Below are 16,558 nucleotides of genomic sequence, written 5' to 3'. Positions count from 1 at the left end.
CCTTATGGAGTTGTGCATGCTGCCTTTATTACTCGCTTCCAGCTCGGCCTATCGCCGGGAATTGCTGACCCGCCTGCAGCTGCCTTTCACTTGCAGCTCGCCGGATATCGACGAAAGCCATCGCCCGGGTGAGTCCGCCATCGAGCTGGTCAAGCGCCTCGCCGAAGAGAAAGCGCGCGCCCTGGCCGACAGCCATACCGCTCATCTGATAATCGGCTCCGACCAGGTCGCCGTGCTGGGAGAGCGGATTATCGGCAAACCCCACACATTCGAAAAAGCCCGGGAACAACTGCTGGCCGCCAGCGGTGCCAGCGTGACGTTCCTCACCGGCCTGGCCCTGCTCAATAGCCAGACAGGGCGCTGCCAGGTCGATTGCGTGCCGTTCACCGTACACATGCGCACACTCGACGCACCTCGCATCGAACGCTACTTGCGCGCCGAACAACCCTACGACTGCGCAGGCAGCTTCAAGGCCGAAGGCCTGGGGGTCAGCCTGTTTCGCAGCACCGAGGGACCTGACGCCACCAGCCTGATCGGCCTGCCGCTGATTCGCCTGATCGACATGCTGCTGACTGAAGGCGTACAGGTTCCCTGAATCCCGATACCAAAAAACCGGCCACGCAGGCCGGTTTTTCATGTCACATCAGAATCAGCGCAGCGACGGACCGTTAAAACCCATCCACATCGCCAAATGCTCAGCCACGCTGGCGCCGAGCTTTTTCGAAAAGCGATCGAATGGCGATTCCTGAACGGTGAAGTCCACCAGTTCTTTCTCACCGATCACATCCCGCGCAACCGAACTGGCATTACCCAGCCCATCGATCAACCCCAATGGCAGTGCCTGCTCGCCGGACCAGACCAGGCCAGAGAACAACTCCGGATGCTCCTTGTCCTTCAGGCGGTCGCCACGACCCTGCTTGACGCTATTGATGAACTGCTTGTGGGTCGTATCGAGCACGCCCTGCCAGAAGGCGGTTTCTTCCGGCTTCTGTGGCTGGAACGGATCGAGGAACGACTTGTGCTCGCCAGACGTGTAGGTACGACGTTCGACACCCAGCTTCTCCATGGTGCCGACAAAGCCATAACCGGCTGCCGTCACACCGATGGAGCCGACCAGGCTCGCCTTGTCGGCGTAGATCTGATCCGCCGCACTGGCGATGTAGTAAGCGCCGGAAGCCCCCAGATCGGAAATCACCGCATACAACTTGATATCCGGGTGCAGACCGCGCAGACGCTTGATCTCGTCATAGACATAACCCGACTGCACCGGACTGCCGCCCGGGCTGTTGATGCGCAGGATGACGCCCTTGACCTTCTTGTCCTCGAAAGCCGCACGCAAGCTGCCAACGATATTGTCTGCACTGGCCGACTCCTTGTCGGCAATCATGCCTCTCACATCGATCAACGCCGTGTAATTGGCACTAAGGGTGCCGGCCTTTTCCATATCCATCAGAGGCGAAAACAGGACAATGGCGCCGAACAGATACACAAAAATCAGAAACTTGAAGAATATCCCCCAGCGACGGGACCGGCGCTGCTCCTGTATGCCGGCCAGCAGGGTCTTTTCCAGCAGCTTCCAGCTTTTGTCGTCACCGCTCTCTGCGCTTGCCTTGGCGGGCGCCTTCCATTCGTCGGTCATGCCATCCACCCCAAAAACAACCGGTTAAGCCCGCTGATTCAGCCAGGCATGCAATTCTGAAAAACGGTCGATGGCCAGTCGCGGCTCATACAACCTCAACGCATCGATCGATTGAGCGCCATAACTGACGGCCACCGAACCCATGCCGGCGTTGCGCGCCATCTGCAAATCAAAGGACGAATCACCCACCATCAACGCCTGTTCCGGGCGGACCTCGCAATGGGCGAGAATCTGTTCGAGCATCAGCGGATGGGGCTTGCTGGCGGTTTCGTCGGCGGCGCGAGTGATATCGAAGTAATTCTCCCAGCCATGGGACTTCAACACCCGATCCAGCCCGCGACGGGCCTTGCCGGTCGCCACAGCCAGATGATAGCCCTCGGCACGAAATGCCTCGAGCGACTCGACCACACCCTCGAACAGCGGCGAAGGCTCAGCCTCCGACGCGATGTAATGCTCAGCATAGTGCTCGCGGAACGCGATCAGCTCGGCGTCGCCGATTTCGGGGTACAGGGTGCGAATCGCTTCCGGCAAGCCCAGGCCGATGATGCCCTTGACGGCCAGATCATCGCGCAGCTCAAAACCGGAACGCTGCGAGGCAACGTGCATCGCCTCGACAATCCGACCAATGGAATCGGCCAGAGTGCCGTCCCAATCAAAGATCAACAGCTTGTAGTCAGATGGGCGCACTCAATCGCTCCACGGTTTTGGCCCACATCTCGTCGACCGGCGCTTGCAGCTTCAGCTCACCACCATCGGGGAGCGGCACCGTCAGCATGTAGGCGTGCAGGAACAGGCGCTTGCCGCCCAGATCGCGGATTTCCTTGCTGAAACCTTCGTCGCCATACTTGGTGTCGCCAGCGATGCAATGCCCGGCGTGCAAGGTATGGACGCGGATCTGGTGAGTCCGGCCGGTAATCGGCTTGGCTTCGATCAGGGTGGCAAAGTCGCCGAAGCGGCGCAGGACCTTGAACACGGTCACGGACTCCTTCCCCTCCTCCTCGTCGACCTCGACCATGCGCTCGCCGGAGCGCAGATTGCTCTTGCCCAGCGACGCACGGACTTGCTTGATCGAGCTCGCCCAGTTACCGCGGACCAGCGCCATGTAGCGCTTGTCGACGCCATCACCGCGCAATGCGGTGTGCAAGTGGCGCAACATGCTGCGCTTCTTGGCGATCATCAACAGGCCGGACGTATCACGGTCGAGACGGTGAACCAGTTCGAGCTCTTTGCAATCGGGGCGCAACTGACGAAAGGCTTCGATCACCCCGAAAGTCAGGCCGCTGCCACCATGAACAGCAATGCCCGCGGGCTTGTTGATCACGATCAGCGCCTTGTCTTCGAAGACAATCGAGGCCTCGAGCCGCTGCAACAGGCCTTGTGCCAGCGGCACCGGTTCGTCGCGCTCTGGCACGCGAACCGGCGGCACGCGCACGATATCGCCCGCCTGCAGCTTGTACTCGGGCTTGATCCGACCTTTGTTCACGCGCACTTCGCCCTTGCGCAAAATGCGATAAATCAAGGTCTTGGGCACGCCTTTGAGTCGGGCGAGAAGGAAATTATCAATGCGTTGGCCGGCATATTCCGGCGAGACCTCAAGCAGTTGTACGCCTGGAGTCGGGGGGGTAGTCGTCGTCATGGCGCGGATGATAACAATTTTTTATGGAATTGAAGCACTTAATCATTGCTGCTATAGTCGCGAACGTCGCCAAAAGCGGCCTGGACAGCGGACCAACGGTCAAAAACCGGCCCTGACCAACGCAATTCACCAGGACGCGAGGCCGTCCTACGGGGCTTTCGCTACGTAACGGTGGAGTTTGCAGGTGTAACGAGCGCAGGTGACATGAGGCCTGAATCACGCCACAAAGCAGAGTTTTCCACTCGTTTTGCGAGCCATATTCACGGCCAGTTCACAAAGTGCAGTCAGCTGCGAATGACCCCGAGCGAAGGCATCGGAAACAACGCCTAAATTAGCCATGATGCGTGACCTCCCCTTTCGGAGCTCACGGTAAATGCCAACCCGCTGCGGATTCTGCGCGCGGCAGCACCCGAATTATCAGGGATACGTGTAGGGTGGAGATGCACAACCGCCGGACTGTGTAGCAACAGGCTTTCTCAAGACGCTTCATCTCGTCCACAGCCGCTGGTTGATTCCTCCTCCTGACTGAGTGCTTAAGTAGCCACAGCAAGCAGGACGCGTACGTCGCGATGAAGGCCCACATTGGCCGGACTTCGCTGGACACGGGAAATGGCCAACCACTCCCGACGCACCTGACACCGACCGTGAGAAGTCGTGTGTGCCGAACGCCGTTTCCGGCAGCCCGGAAACCGACGGTACTACATGAAAAGAATGCTGATTAACGCAACTCAACCCGAAGAGTTGCGTGTTGCACTGGTAGATGGCCAGCGCCTCTACGACCTGGACATCGAATCCGGTGCACGCGAGCAGAAGAAGGCCAACATCTATAAAGGCCGGATTACTCGCATCGAACCAAGCCTCGAGGCTGCCTTTGTCGATTTCGGCTCTGAGCGCCACGGCTTCCTGCCCCTCAAAGAAATCTCCCGCGAATACTTCAAGAAAGCCCCGGAAGGTCGCGTCAACATCAAGGACGTCCTGAGCGAAGGCCAGGAAGTCATCGTTCAGGTCGAAAAAGAAGAACGTGGCAACAAGGGCGCCGCCCTGACCACCTTCATCAGCCTGGCCGGTCGTTACCTGGTGCTGATGCCGAACAACCCGCGTGCCGGCGGTATCTCCCGTCGCATCGAAGGCGAAGAGCGCAACGAACTGCGTGAAGCCCTGAACGGTCTGGTTGCCCCGGCCGACATGGGCCTGATCGTGCGCACTGCAGGCCTTGGCCGCAGCAGCGAAGAAATGCAGTGGGACCTCGACTACCTGCTGCAACTGTGGACCGCCATCAAGGAAGCTTCGCTGGACCGCGCCGCGCCATTCCTGATCTACCAGGAAAGCAACGTGATCATCCGCGCGATCCGCGATTACCTGCGCCAGGACATCGGCGAAGTGCTGATCGACAGCGTTGAAGCCCAGGACGAAGCCCTGACCTTCATCCGCCAGGTAATGCCGCAGTACGCCAGCAAGATCAAGCTGTACGAAGACAGCGTTCCGCTGTTCAACCGTTTCCAGATCGAAAGCCAGATCGAAACCGCTTTCCAGCGCGTTGTCGAACTGCCTTCCGGCGGTTCCATCGTGATCGATCCGACCGAGGCCCTGGTGTCCATCGACATCAACTCGGCGCGTGCCACCAAAGGCAGCGACATCGAAGAAACCGCGCTGCAAACCAACCTTGAAGCGGCCGAGGAAATCGCCCGTCAGTTGCGCCTGCGCGACATCGGCGGCCTGATCGTCATCGACTTCATCGACATGACCCCTGCCAAGAACCAGCGCGCCGTGGAAGAAAAAGTCCGCGAATGCCTGGAAGCCGACCGCGCTCGCGTGCAAGTCGGTCGCATTTCGCGCTTCGGCCTGCTGGAAATGTCCCGTCAGCGCCTGCGTCCATCCCTGGGTGAAAGCAGCGGTATCGTCTGCCCGCGTTGCAACGGCACCGGCATCATCCGTGACGTTGAATCGCTGTCCCTGGCGATCCTGCGCCTGATCGAAGAAGAAGCCCTGAAAGACCGTACCGCCGAAGTTCGTGCACAAGTGCCGATCCCGGTGGCGGCGTTCCTGCTCAACGAAAAACGCAACTCGATCACCAAGATCGAACTGCGCACCCGCGCCCGCATCGTCATCCTGCCGAACGATCACCTCGAAACGCCGCACTTCGAAGTACAGCGCCTGCGTGACGACAGCCCGGAAGCCGCGACCAACCAGTCCAGCTACGAAATCGCCGCTGCCGCTGCCGAAGTCGAAGAAGTCCAGCCAGCCGCTGCGACCCGCACCCTGGTTCGCCAGGAAGCTGCGGTCAAAACGGCCCCGGCCCGTGCCAACGCTCCTGTGCCAACAGAGGTGGCCGCTCCAGCCCCTGCCCCGGCCGCCGTACCGGAGCCAAGCCTGTTCAAAGGCCTGGTGAAGTCGCTGGTGAGCCTGTTCGCCACCAAGGAAGAGCCTGCCGCACCGGTTGTGGTTGAAAAACCTGCCGCCGAGCGTCCGGCCCGCAACGAAGAGCGTCGCAACGGTCGCCAGCAGAGCCGCAACCGTAACGGTCGCCGCGATGAAGAGCGCAAGCCTCGCGAAGAGCGTGCACCGCGTGAAGAACGCGCACCACGTGAGCCGCGTGAAGAGCGTCAGCCACGGGAAGTGCGTGAACCTCGCGAAACCCGCGAAGAAACGCCAGCGGTAGCCCGCGAAGAACGCGCACCACGCGCGCCTCGTGAAGAACGTGCACCGCGCGCTCCGCGTGAAGATCGCAAGCCACGTGGCGAGCGTGAAGAACGCGTTCGTGAACTGCGCGAGCCTCTGGATGCCGCTCCGGCTGCTCCGGCCGCCGCTGCTACCGCTACGGCAGCTACCGCTGAAGAACGCCCGGCTCGTCAGCCACGTGAAGAACGCGCGCCACGCCCACCGCGTGAAGAACGTCAGCCACGTGCCGAACAAGCTGCCGCAGCCGCAACTGAAGAAGAACTGACCACCAACGAAGAGCAATTGTCGGAAGACGGTCAGGAAAGCGCCGAAGGCGATCGTCCACGCCGCCGCTCCCGCGGTCAGCGTCGTCGCAGCAACCGTCGCGAGCGTCAGCGTGACGCCAACGGTAACGTGATCGAAGGTTCGGAAGAGTCCGAGTCCGGCGAAAACGCTGAAGCGCCAAGCACTGCCGATCTGGCCGCCGGACTGGCTGTCACCGCAGCTGTTGCCAGCAGCGTGATCAGCGCTCCAGCAGAAGCTGAAGCCAATGTGCAAGCCGAACGCGCCACTGCCGCGACCCTGGAAGCAGCTCCGGTTGAAGCACCAGTCGTTGAAGCGACCACACCGGTCGAAGTCACCGCCTCGCCGGAAATCGAAGTGGCGCCAGCGCCAGAAGCTCAGCCTGCTGTTGAAGCGGCTGCCGAGCCAGCGCCAGTGGTAGAAGCACCTGCCCAGGCTGCGGAAGCGGTTGTTGAAACCGTGACAGACACCGTGCGTGAAGTTCGCGAAGAGCAAACCGCATTCAACTGGGTTGCCGAGCCAGCCGTCGCTGAAGCCGCTGCACCTGCCGCTGAAACCCAAGTGGCTGAAACCATGGTTTCCGAGCCGGTGGTTGCCGCAGCAGAACCGGCTCCAGCACCGGTGGTTGAAGCGCCAGTCGTTGAAGCACCGGTCGTTGCCCAGGCACCTGCTCCGGTAGTCGAAGCCGCTCCTGCCAGCGCCCTGACGCCAAGTGGCCGTGCGCCTAACGACCCGCGTGAAGTGCGTCGTCGCAAGCGTGAAGCCGAGCGTCTGCAGAAGGAAGCTGAACTGGCTGCCGCTGCGGCTCCAGCTGAAGCGGTTGTCGCCGCCGAGCCTGCACCGGTTGCTGCTGAAGTGGTTGAGGCAGCTCCTGCCCCGGCTGCCGAAGTGGCTGCCGAGCCGGTTGAGTCGGTGATCCACGAAGCACCGCGCTCCGTTCAGGAAGCGGTAGAGCAACACGAGCAAGCCCTGGAAAAAGAGCACGAGCCTAAACCTCTCGTCTGATTCCATCGGCCACTAAAAAGCCCCGCCTGGTGATCCCAGGCGGGGCTTTTTTTACATCTGTGAAATCACACCATTCCCCTGTGGGTGCAGCCGGTCGACGCTCGATTGCTCGCGATGGCGGAATGACATTCAACATTGGTGCTAGCTGATCCACCGCTATCGCGAGCAAGCTCGCTCCCACAAGGATCTATGCTGGCCTGAAGGTTAGTGCTTCAGGCACATCCACATCCCACACCACACCAGGATCATCCACGCTCACTTCAACCACCCGGCCTTGGGCGAACAGCGGCTTGGCGCCGCGATCCCCCGATAACGCCATCAACCCCGCCGCGAAGTCCCGTCCGAACCCGACCGGATGCCCGTACCCGCCGTCCTGCACGGGCACGCTGATACTGTCATCGCCAATCCCCGCCACCACTTGCTCGATACTCGATGGCAGGATGAACGGCATATCCCCCAGCACCATCAGCCAGCCATCGAGTTGCTTGCAGGCAGCGACTCCCGCGGCAATGCTGTCGCCCATTCCCGTCGATTCGATCAGCACAATCTCGCAGCCATAGGCCTGAGCCATGCGAATCACTTGCGGGCGGTCAGCAGTGGTCACCAGTACGCGCTTGTCCAGCGTCGCCGGCAGGTTGACCAATGTGTGCTCGATGACGGACCGCACCACGCCGTCACGCCCGATGCAATCGGCCACCAATTTATCCTTTTCGGCACCCGCCACCTGACGAAACCGGCTGCCCTGCCCCGCCGCCAACACGATAACGCCGATGGATTTGCTCATACGCTCTCCCGCAGGACTTTCTTCTGTTTCAGTTCGATGCCGTTTTTGACCGCCACGATTTCCGCTATGAGCGACAAGGCAATTTCCGCTGGATTATGACTGCCGATGTGCAAACCGATCGGACCATGCAAGCGGTCAATCGCCGATTGCGACAACCCCAGTTGAGCCAGGTTTTCCCGGCGCTTCTGGCTGTTGACCCGCGATCCCAGCGCTCCGACGTAAAAAGCCCTGGAATCCAGGGCCGTGAGCAGCGCCATGTCATCCAGACGCGGATCATGGGTCAAGGCCACGATAGCCGTGCGTTCATCGGTCTGGATATTCAATACCGCCTCATCTGGCATGCCCGAAACAAATCGTCCGTGCTGTTCCTCCCAGCCATAGACGAACTCACTACGCGGGTCGCAAATCAGCACCTCGAAATCCAGCAGCCGGGCCATTTCCGCCACATAGCGCGACAGCTGCCCCGCGCCGATCAGCAGCAAGCGCCAGCGCGGGCCATGGATCACCCGCAGGGTCTGCCCGTCGAACGTCAACACGTCATCTTTACTGGCCGGCTGCAAAAGTACTTCGCCGGTGGTCAGGTTCAGTTCACGCGCAACGATTTCATGGGCCTCGCAACGGGCGAGCAATTGCTCGACCCAATCCCCATCGTCGATACGCTCCTCGGTCAAGCGCAAGGTGCCACCGCAGGGCAAGCCGAAACGCGCGGCCTCCTCGCGGGTCACGCCGTAGGTGATCAATTGCACCGGCGGCCCGTCAAGTGCGAGGCGTCCGTCGTGCAGCCGGGCAATCAAGTCATCTTCGACACACCCGCCCGAGACCGAACCAATCACCATGCCGTCTTCGCGCAGGGCCAGCATGGCGCCGGGTGCCCGGGGCGCAGTGCCCCAGGTTTCGACCACGCTGTACAACACCACCTGCTGACCGGCGCGATGCCATTGCAACACGCTGCGCAGGACGTTCAGATCGGCACTGTCCATCAGGCGCCAGCCTTCTGCCAACCCGACAGCTGATAACGAACCGGCAAATTGCGGACGCGTTTGCCGGTGGCGGCGAAGATCGCGTTGCACAGTGCCGGCGCAATCGGTGGCACGCCCGGTTCACCCACACCACCCAACGGAACATTGCCCGGCGGCGTCACCAGATGCACCGCCACTTCTTTCGGCGCCAGGGACATGCGCGCCACTTCGTACATATGGAAGTTATCCTGCTGGACCTTGCCGTCCTTGAAGCTGATTTCCCCCAGCACCGCATTACCCAGGCCCATGACGCAGGCGCCTTCGAATTGCGCGCGAATCCGCTCGGGGTTGATCTGCGGCCCGCAATCGACGGCGATGTCAGCCTTGTGCACCACCAGCGTACCGTCGTCCTTGACCTCCACCTCGATCACCGCCGCCACATACGTCACGAAGCTGTAATGCACTGCCAGGCCCAGGCCGCGTCCCTTGGGCAACTCACGCCCCCAACCGGCGGCTTTGGCGGCGGTCTCCAGTACCGTGCGCAGGCGCGCGGTGTCGATCGGATAACGCTCGGGGGATTCGCCGTAGTTCCACTCTTCACTCAAGGTACGCGGATCGATCTGACGGTCCGGGCCGAGCAATCTGATCTGGTACTTCAGCGGATCCTGCCCGGCCTTGTGCGCCAGTTCATCGATAAAACTCTGGATCGCGAAACCATGGGGAATGTTCGACACCGAGCGATACCAACCTACCCGGGTATGCACCGTTGCCTCGGGGTTTTCCAGGCGAATGTTGGGGATCGCATACGCCATGTTGGTGAACCCCATGCCCAGTTCGAACGCCGCCTCATGGTTCATGCCCGGCGCAAACAACGCGGTGATGCTCGGCGCCACCGTACGGTGCAACCAGCCGGATGGCAGGCCATCCTTGTTCAGGCTGGCCTTGAGGTATTCGGCCGACACGGTGTGAAAATAGGAACAGTGGATGTCGTCTTCGCGGGTCCATTGCACCCGCACCGCTTTGCCGGGGAATTCCTTGGCGAGGATGGCGGCCTCAATGATGAAGTCAGGCTTGGACTTGCGCCCGAACCCGCCCCCGAGCAGAGTCACGTTGAACGTGACCTTGTCGAACGGCAGGCCCAGGCGCTCACCGATCCGTTCCCGGGTGACCTGCGGCGCCTGGCTTGGCCCCCAGGCTTGGCACGCACCGTCCTTGAACCGCGCAATGGCGACCATCGGTTCCATCGGCGACTGTGACAAATGCGGCAAGTAGTAGGAGGCTTCCAGCGTGCTATCGGCGCTGACCATGGCCTCATCGAGGTTGCCGGTATTGCGCACCACCTTGCCGGGCTTGAGCGAGGCGGCTTCGAGTTCCTTGCGATAGGCAATCGAGTCGTAGCTGGCGTTGGGGCCGTCGTCCCATTCGATTTTCAGTGCCTCACGGCCCTTTATCGCCGCCCAGGTATTGCTCGCCACCACGGCGATGCCGCCCAGGGGTTGGAACTCCGAAGGCAACGGACGGCTTTCGATCTGTACCACTTTGACCACGCCTGGGACTTTCATCGCCGCGCTGCCATCGAAGCTTTTGACCTTGCCGCCATACACCGTAGGCCGCGCGATGGTCGCGTACAGCATGCCGTCGAAATGCACGTCGGCGCCGTACACCGCACGACCATTGACGATGTCCTCACCGTCGATGGCCTTGGTGCCTTCCTTACCGATATATCGAAATTCCGCAGGTTGCTTGAGTCTCAGGCTTTCACGCGCAGGCACGGCCAAAGCGCCAGCGGCGGCGGCCAGCGCGCCATAGCCCAGTTCGCGGCCCGACGGTTTATGAATGACTTTATGAAGTTGCGCCTGGCACTCACCGACTGACACTTTCCATTGGTCAGCGGCGGCTTGTTCCAGCATCGCGCGTGCGGCGGCACCGCAGCGACGCATCGGCTCGTACCAGTGACGCATGCTGCGCGAGCCGTCGGTGTCCTGGTTGCCGAAGCGCGCTTCATCGCCGGGGGCCTGCTGTACCTTGACCATCGCCCAGTCGGCTTCCAGTTCATCGGCCACCACCATGGTCAAGCTGGTGCGCACGCCCTGGCCCATCTCCGAGCGGTTGCAGATAACGGTCACCGTGCCATCGGCGGCGATGCTCACATAGACTTTCGGATCGTCGACCCAGCCGTGGGGCATGCCGTCGGCGCCGAACTTCTTCTCTTTCTCTTCGGCAAACGCGTCTTGCCAGCCCCAACTCGCGGCGACCACCAGCGCACCGGTCGCCCCCACGCCCTTGAGAAAACCACGGCGACTGAGGTTGCTCAGGGTGAAATCATTCGGTAACCGGCTCATGCCTTGGCCTCCTTCAGGTGAGTGGAAGCCTGACGGATCGCGGTCTTGATACGGTTATAGGTGCCGCAGCGGCAGATGTTGCCGACCATGGCTTCTTCGATCTGCTCGTCGCTCGGGTTCGGATGGGTCTTGAGCAGTGCCGTCGCCGACATGATTTGCCCACCCTGGCAGAAGCCGCATTGAGCCACTGCCGTGTCGAGCCAGGCTTGCTGCACGACTTTGCCGATCGGATCGGCGTGCAGGTTGTCGATGGTGCTGACATTCTGCCCGACGACTGAACCGATGGGCGTAATGCAACTGCGTGCCGGAGCCCCTTCGATATGAATGGTACAGGCGCCGCACAGGCCCATGCCGCAGCCGAATTTGGTGCCGTTGTAACCGGCCACGTCGCGGATCGCCCAGAGCAGCGGCATGTCCTCGGTGACGTCGAGTTGATGGTCTTGACCATTGAGTTTCAGGGTAATCATGGGCACGCCCGCATAGGTCTTGAGTTATGGGGTCGAGCAATCTGCCGCTGGATCTCGGTGGGTCGCACGCAGATCGACTCAGGCTAATGGGCTCTCTTATGCTGACTCAAACGGTCTGCACCGGGCCTTTGGTGGAGCAAGAGTGTGCATCGTTAGCTGACTAAGTTAACCGAGCATTAACAAAAAAGCCCTGCACAATAAACATTGTGCAGGGCTTTTTGATCCGTCCTGAAAGCTTAGCTCAATACCGGTTCGGCTCCATTTCCAGATCGACATGGAAACGCTCGAGAATGTCTTTCTGGATGCGCTGCGCCAGGTTCAACAGTTGCAGGCCCGTCGCGCCTCCATAGTTGACCAGCACCAGCGCCTGCAATTTATGCACGCCAGCATCAGCTTCACGGAAACCTTTCCACCCTGCCCGCTCGATCAGCCAACCGGCGGCCAGTTTCATCTGCCCGTCGGGTTGCGCATAGGCCACCAGGTCCGGGTATTCGCCCTTGAGCCGTGCAGCCAGCGCCGACGACACCAAAGGGTTCTTGAAAAAGCTGCCGGCATTGCCGAGTACGGCCGGGTCCGGGAGTTTTTCGTTGCGGATGCTGCAAATGGCCTGGCTGACATCGCTGGCGGTCGGATGCTCGATGCCTTGTTCGGTCAGGCGCTGGCGCACCGGGCCGTACTCCAGGTGCAGATGCGCGGCGCGGTCGAGGGCGAAACGCACACGCAGGATCAACCAACGCCCCGGCTCCTGCTTGAACAGGCTGTCGCGGTAGGCGAAGTTGCACTCTTGCAGGGTAAAGTCGCGCAGTTCGCCGGTCTGGCGATCGAGGGCGGTCAGGCCGGCGAACACGTCCTTGATCTCGACGCCATAAGCGCCGATGTTCTGCATCGGTGCCGCACCGACAGTGCCGGGAATCAGGCTGAGATTTTCCAGGCCGGACAGCCCCAGGGACAGTGTGTGTTGCACAAATGGATGCCAGGGCTCGCCTGCCTCGGCCTCGATCACCACTTTGCCGCCCTCATCGCTCAACACGCGAATCCCGCGCGTGGCCATGCGCAGTACCAGTGATTCGATATCCGCCGTCAGCAACAGGTTGCTGCCGCCGCCGATCACCAGCACCGGGACCTTGTGCTCCAGCCCATAGGCCAGAGCTTCGCGCACATCGGCGTCGCTATGGGCCTGGGCAAACAGCCGGGCCTGGACATCCACGCCAAAGCTGTTGAACGGTTTGAGCGAAACCTGTGATTGAACCTGCAAACTCATAACCGTCCCTTCAATTCGATCACCAGCAAATCACTGGCGTGCTCGATCAGGTCCAGCACCTGCTCGAAGCCTTGTTCGCCGTCGTAGTACGGGTCCGGCACTTCATCGACTGGCGACTGGTAGCGACGCAGGAACAGGTCCAATTCGGCCTTGCCCTTGGCCGGCTGCAAGGCCTTGAGGTTGCGCAGGTTGCTGTTGTCCATCGCCAGGATCAGGTCGTAGGTGGCGAAATCGGCACGACTGACTTGCCGGGCGCGCTGGGCGGACAAGTCATAACCGCGCAGCTTCGCCGCGGCCTGACTGCGCTTGTCCGGCGCCTTGCCGACATGCCAGTCACCGGTGCCGGCGGAAGCGACTTCGACCTGATCGGCCAAGCCGGCCTCGCGCAACTTATGCCGCAGCACGCCTTCGGCCGTGGGCGAGCGACAGATGTTGCCCAGGCAGACAAACAGAACCCGCATCACGCCTCCAGCAGGCGACGAACGCGCTCAAGGTCTTCAACGGTGTCGACACCGGGTGGCGGCGCGATCAGTGCATCGGCGACGTGAATTCGTACGCCGTGCCACAGCGCACGCAGCTGTTCCAGACACTCGGTGTTTTCCAGCCAGCATGGACCCCAGCTGACGAAATCCTGCAGGAATCCGGCGCGATAGGCATAAATGCCGATATGGCGGCGGTACGGCACACCTTCGGGCAACTGCTCACGGTTCACGGCGAAGGCATCCCGCGCCCAGGGCAAGGTAGAACGGCTGAACGTCAGCGCCAGGCCATTGAGGTCGCTGACGACCTTGACCACGTTGGGATTGAACAGGGTGTCCACGTCTTCGATCGGCTCGGCCAGGGTGGCCATGCGCGCTTCGGCGTGGGCTGCCAGGTTGGCGGCCACCTGATCGATCACGTTCGGCGGGATCAGCGGCTCGTCGCCCTGGACGTTGACCACGATAGCGTCGGGCGCCAGGCCCAGCTTCATCGCGACTTCGGCCAGGCGATCGGTGCCGGAGTTGTGATCTTCACGGGTCAACACCACTTCGGCGCCAAAGCCATTGCAGGCCTCGACGATGCGCGCGTCGTCGGTGGCCACCACCACCCGCTCGGCGCTGCTTTTGCTCGCCTGTTCCCAGACGTGCTGGATCATCGGCTTGCCGGCGATCAGCAGCAACGGCTTGCCGGGCAGGCGTGTGGAGGCGTAACGCGATGGAATGACGACGGTAAAGGCTGTGGTCATTTATCCAGGCGCTCGTCGGTGGTCAGGGTGCGCGCTTCGGATTCGAGCATCACCGGGATGCCGTCGCGAATCGGGTAGGCCAGGCCTGCGCCCTTGCTGATCAGCTCGGTCTTGTCGGCGCTGAGCTTGAGCGGGCCTTTGCAGACCGGACAAGCGAGGATATCGAGCAATTTGGTGTCCATGAGCATTCCCTGGAAAAAACGGAGTTAAGGCAACAAACGAGCCGGCAGCAGGCGCATCAACTGCGTGTCGAACCAGGCCACGAAGGCCGGCGACGGCACAGCATCGACCGCCAGGTACCACCAGTCGGCGGCGGCAAAGGCACGGCATTTCACCGCGTCCTTTTCCGTCATCACCAATGGCAATGACGGCATGAAATTCAACGCCTCCACGCTGTATTCGGCGTGGTCGGCAAACGCATGTGGGACCGGCTGCCAGTGTAGCGTTTCGAGAGTCTTGAAGAAACGTTGTGGATTGCCGATGCCGGCCACCGCGTGCACGGCCTGGCCTGCGCCAAAGTGGTCGAGGGGACGCCGTTCGCCGCTGCGCAGGTTGACCAGCGCGGTGGGTTGCAACTGGAAGGCAAATCCATCATCGCGGTCGGTCACGGCACCGTTGTAGAGGACCGCGTCGACGCTTTGCAGGCGCTCGACCGGCTCACGCAACGGCCCGGCAGGCAGGCAACGGCGATTGCCCAGGCCACGGGCGGCATCGATCAGCACCAGTTCCAGGTCACGGGCCATGCGGTAGTGCTGCATGCCGTCGTCGGACAGGATCAGGTCCAGCGGCTCACTGGCCAACAAGGTTTTGACGGCGTTGCTGCGATTGGGGTCGATCATCAGCGGGACGCCCGTGCGCTGGACGATCAGCAACGGCTCGTCACCGGCGACGTCGGCGCTTTGCTCGGCCTCGACTCGCCATGGCAGTTGCGGCGGTTTGGCGCCGTAGCCGCGGCTGACCACGCCGACCCGCAGGCCGCTGCGCTGGCAGTGCTCGATCATCCACAGAATCAGCGGTGTCTTGCCGGTGCCACCCACGGTGATGTTGCCGACCACGATCAGCGGCACCGGTGGCTGATAGATCTCGCCCTCTCCGGCCAGAAAGCGCTTGCGCTTGTTCATGACCACGCGCCGGTACAGCCATTCCAGCGGCTGCAACAGTTTCAGGGTCGGATGACCTGCGTACCACGCGGCGAGCAATCGATCGGACATGGCCATCAGGACGCGGGGGGCGCCGCTTCGACAGTGGTCATGCGCAAATGGCTGAAACCGAGCTTGCCGGCCGCATCCATGGCGGTGATGACGGACTGATGCTGTGTCTTGCCATCAGCGCTGATCGACAGTGGCCGGTTGGTGTCGCCATTGGCTTCCTTTTGCAGCGCGTCCATCAGCGAAGCCAGGTCGCTTTTCGGCAGGATCTGGTTGTTCACCGAGAACACACCGTCGGCACTGATGGCAATGTCCAGAGGCTTGTTCTGATCGTCGGCCGGCGCGCCGCTGACCGCTTCCGGCAGATCGACGCGCAGCTGGGTTTCACGGGTGAAGGTGGTGGTCACGACAAAAAACAGCAGCAGGATGAACACCACGTCGATCAGCGACGCGAGGTTGATGTCCACCGTTTCCCGTGGTTTGCGGCGGAATTTCACGCTTTGCTCCCGGCCAGGTCCACATCGCGGTCGCCCTGCACTACCTCGACCAGTTTGATCGCTTCCTGCTCCATCCCTACCACCAGTTCATCGATCCGGCGTTGCAGGAATCGATGGAAGAATACCGCCGGGATACCAACCATCAAACCGGCAGCCGTGGTGATCAGGGCCTTGGAAATACCACCGGCCAGTACCGAGGCGTTGGTGGTCATGCCTGAGCCTGTGAACGCGCTGAAAATATCGATCATGCCCAGCACGGTACCGAGCAAGCCCAGCAACGGGGCCATGGCAGCAATGGTGCCCAGGGCGTTGACGTAGCGTTCGAGCTCATGGATGACCCGTTGAGCGGCCTCTTCGATGCACTCCTTCATGATCTCGCGACCATGCTTGGAGTTGGCCAGGCCGGCCGCCAGGATCTCGCCCAAAGGCGAATTGGCGCGCAGTTCCTTGAGCTTTTCCTTATTGAGCTGTTTGTCCTTGATCCAGACCCATACCTGCCCGAGCAAGTGCTCCGGGGTCACGCGGCTGGCCCGCAGGGTCCACAGACGCTCGGCAACGATCGCCATGGCCGCGATGGAGCTCAAAATGATCGGCAGCATCATCCAGCCGCCGGATTTGACCAATTCCCACACAG

Annotated in this window: 16 protein-coding genes; 2 read left to right on the top strand and 14 right to left on the bottom strand. The window is 61.5% G+C overall.

Going from position 1 to position 16,558, the window contains the following annotated elements; all coding sequences use genetic code 11:
• Nucleotides 1–16 precede the first annotated feature (16 nt).
• Nucleotides 17–595 carry a Maf family protein gene (locus AC1RDQ_RS25385; RefSeq protein ID WP_492588423.1) on the top strand — a complete coding sequence of 193 codons (579 nt, stop codon included), beginning with the start codon at nucleotides 17–19 and terminating at the stop codon, nucleotides 593–595.
• Nucleotides 596–649: 54 nt separating this feature from the next.
• On the opposite strand, the gene AC1RDQ_RS25380 is transcribed toward AC1RDQ_RS25385, so the two are convergent.
• Genes AC1RDQ_RS25380 through rluC form a run of 3 tightly spaced genes read right to left on the bottom strand, consistent with a single transcriptional unit; the run spans nucleotide 650 to nucleotide 3,275 of the window.
• Nucleotides 650–1,639: a S49 family peptidase gene (locus AC1RDQ_RS25380; protein WP_057713712.1), complete on the bottom strand. Its 990-nt coding sequence runs from the start codon at nucleotides 1,637–1,639 to the stop codon at nucleotides 650–652.
• Between the two features lie 24 nt (nucleotides 1,640–1,663).
• Nucleotides 1,664–2,326 (bottom strand): HAD-IA family hydrolase, encoded by a 663-nt coding sequence (locus AC1RDQ_RS25375; protein ID WP_057713711.1) that lies wholly within the window; start codon nucleotides 2,324–2,326, stop codon nucleotides 1,664–1,666.
• Nucleotides 2,313–3,275, bottom strand: a complete 963-nt coding sequence (gene rluC, locus AC1RDQ_RS25370; RefSeq protein ID WP_007977058.1) for a 23S rRNA pseudouridine(955/2504/2580) synthase RluC — start codon at nucleotides 3,273–3,275, stop codon at nucleotides 2,313–2,315. The genes AC1RDQ_RS25375 and rluC overlap by 14 nt, the downstream gene beginning before the upstream one ends.
• Nucleotides 3,276–3,977: 702 nt before the next feature.
• On the opposite strand from rluC, the gene rne reads away from it, so the two are divergent.
• The gene (rne, locus tag AC1RDQ_RS25365) at nucleotides 3,978–7,241 is read left to right on the top strand and encodes a ribonuclease E (RefSeq protein WP_492588421.1); all 3,264 of its coding nucleotides are present in this window, start codon (nucleotides 3,978–3,980) and stop codon (nucleotides 7,239–7,241) included.
• 187 nt (nucleotides 7,242–7,428) lie between these two features.
• Here rne and AC1RDQ_RS25360 read toward each other — a convergent pair whose 3' ends face one another.
• The 11 genes from AC1RDQ_RS25360 to AC1RDQ_RS25310 all read right to left on the bottom strand — a co-directional run bounded on the left by AC1RDQ_RS25360 (nucleotide 7,429) and on the right by AC1RDQ_RS25310 (nucleotide 16,556).
• Nucleotides 7,429–8,025: a nucleotidyltransferase family protein gene (locus tag AC1RDQ_RS25360; RefSeq protein ID WP_218494403.1), complete on the bottom strand. Its 597-nt coding sequence runs from the start codon at nucleotides 8,023–8,025 to the stop codon at nucleotides 7,429–7,431.
• Complete coding sequence (locus AC1RDQ_RS25355) at nucleotides 8,022–9,005, bottom strand: XdhC family protein (protein WP_492588420.1); 984 nt, start codon at nucleotides 9,003–9,005, stop codon at nucleotides 8,022–8,024. The genes AC1RDQ_RS25360 and AC1RDQ_RS25355 overlap by 4 nt, the downstream gene beginning before the upstream one ends.
• Nucleotides 9,005–11,326: a xanthine dehydrogenase family protein molybdopterin-binding subunit gene (locus AC1RDQ_RS25350; RefSeq protein WP_492588419.1), complete on the bottom strand. Its 2,322-nt coding sequence runs from the start codon at nucleotides 11,324–11,326 to the stop codon at nucleotides 9,005–9,007. Before AC1RDQ_RS25350 ends, AC1RDQ_RS25355 begins: the two co-directional genes overlap by 1 nt.
• Nucleotides 11,323–11,793 carry a (2Fe-2S)-binding protein gene (locus tag AC1RDQ_RS25345; protein WP_015096391.1) on the bottom strand — a complete coding sequence of 157 codons (471 nt, stop codon included), beginning with the start codon at nucleotides 11,791–11,793 and terminating at the stop codon, nucleotides 11,323–11,325. The genes AC1RDQ_RS25350 and AC1RDQ_RS25345 overlap by 4 nt, the downstream gene beginning before the upstream one ends.
• 241 nt (nucleotides 11,794–12,034) lie before the next feature.
• Nucleotides 12,035–13,054 carry a UDP-N-acetylmuramate dehydrogenase gene (gene murB / locus AC1RDQ_RS25340; protein WP_090457214.1) on the bottom strand — a complete coding sequence of 340 codons (1,020 nt, stop codon included), beginning with the start codon at nucleotides 13,052–13,054 and terminating at the stop codon, nucleotides 12,035–12,037.
• Nucleotides 13,051–13,515 (bottom strand): low molecular weight protein-tyrosine-phosphatase, encoded by a 465-nt coding sequence (locus tag AC1RDQ_RS25335; RefSeq protein ID WP_090457215.1) that lies wholly within the window; start codon nucleotides 13,513–13,515, stop codon nucleotides 13,051–13,053. Before AC1RDQ_RS25335 ends, murB begins: the two co-directional genes overlap by 4 nt.
• Nucleotides 13,515–14,279 carry a 3-deoxy-manno-octulosonate cytidylyltransferase gene (gene kdsB, locus AC1RDQ_RS25330; protein WP_090457217.1) on the bottom strand — a complete coding sequence of 255 codons (765 nt, stop codon included), beginning with the start codon at nucleotides 14,277–14,279 and terminating at the stop codon, nucleotides 13,515–13,517. Before kdsB ends, AC1RDQ_RS25335 begins: the two co-directional genes overlap by 1 nt.
• On the bottom strand, nucleotides 14,276–14,461 hold the full coding sequence (locus AC1RDQ_RS25325) for a Trm112 family protein (RefSeq protein WP_003179363.1): 186 nt from the start codon (nucleotides 14,459–14,461) through the stop codon (nucleotides 14,276–14,278). Before AC1RDQ_RS25325 ends, kdsB begins: the two co-directional genes overlap by 4 nt.
• A gap of 24 nt (nucleotides 14,462–14,485) precedes the next feature.
• Nucleotides 14,486–15,496: a tetraacyldisaccharide 4'-kinase gene (gene lpxK, locus AC1RDQ_RS25320; protein ID WP_492588418.1), complete on the bottom strand. Its 1,011-nt coding sequence runs from the start codon at nucleotides 15,494–15,496 to the stop codon at nucleotides 14,486–14,488.
• Nucleotides 15,496–15,924 (bottom strand): ExbD/TolR family protein, encoded by a 429-nt coding sequence (locus AC1RDQ_RS25315; protein ID WP_057713701.1) that lies wholly within the window; start codon nucleotides 15,922–15,924, stop codon nucleotides 15,496–15,498. The genes lpxK and AC1RDQ_RS25315 overlap by 1 nt, the downstream gene beginning before the upstream one ends.
• Nucleotides 15,921–16,556, bottom strand: a complete 636-nt coding sequence (locus tag AC1RDQ_RS25310; protein WP_057713700.1) for a MotA/TolQ/ExbB proton channel family protein — start codon at nucleotides 16,554–16,556, stop codon at nucleotides 15,921–15,923. Before AC1RDQ_RS25310 ends, AC1RDQ_RS25315 begins: the two co-directional genes overlap by 4 nt.
• Nucleotides 16,557–16,558 lie beyond the last annotated feature (2 nt).

It is taken from the genome of Pseudomonas sp. GW823-FHT02E01 (genome assembly GCF_058797535.1).
This window is presented reverse-complemented; position numbering and strand designations above follow the sequence as displayed.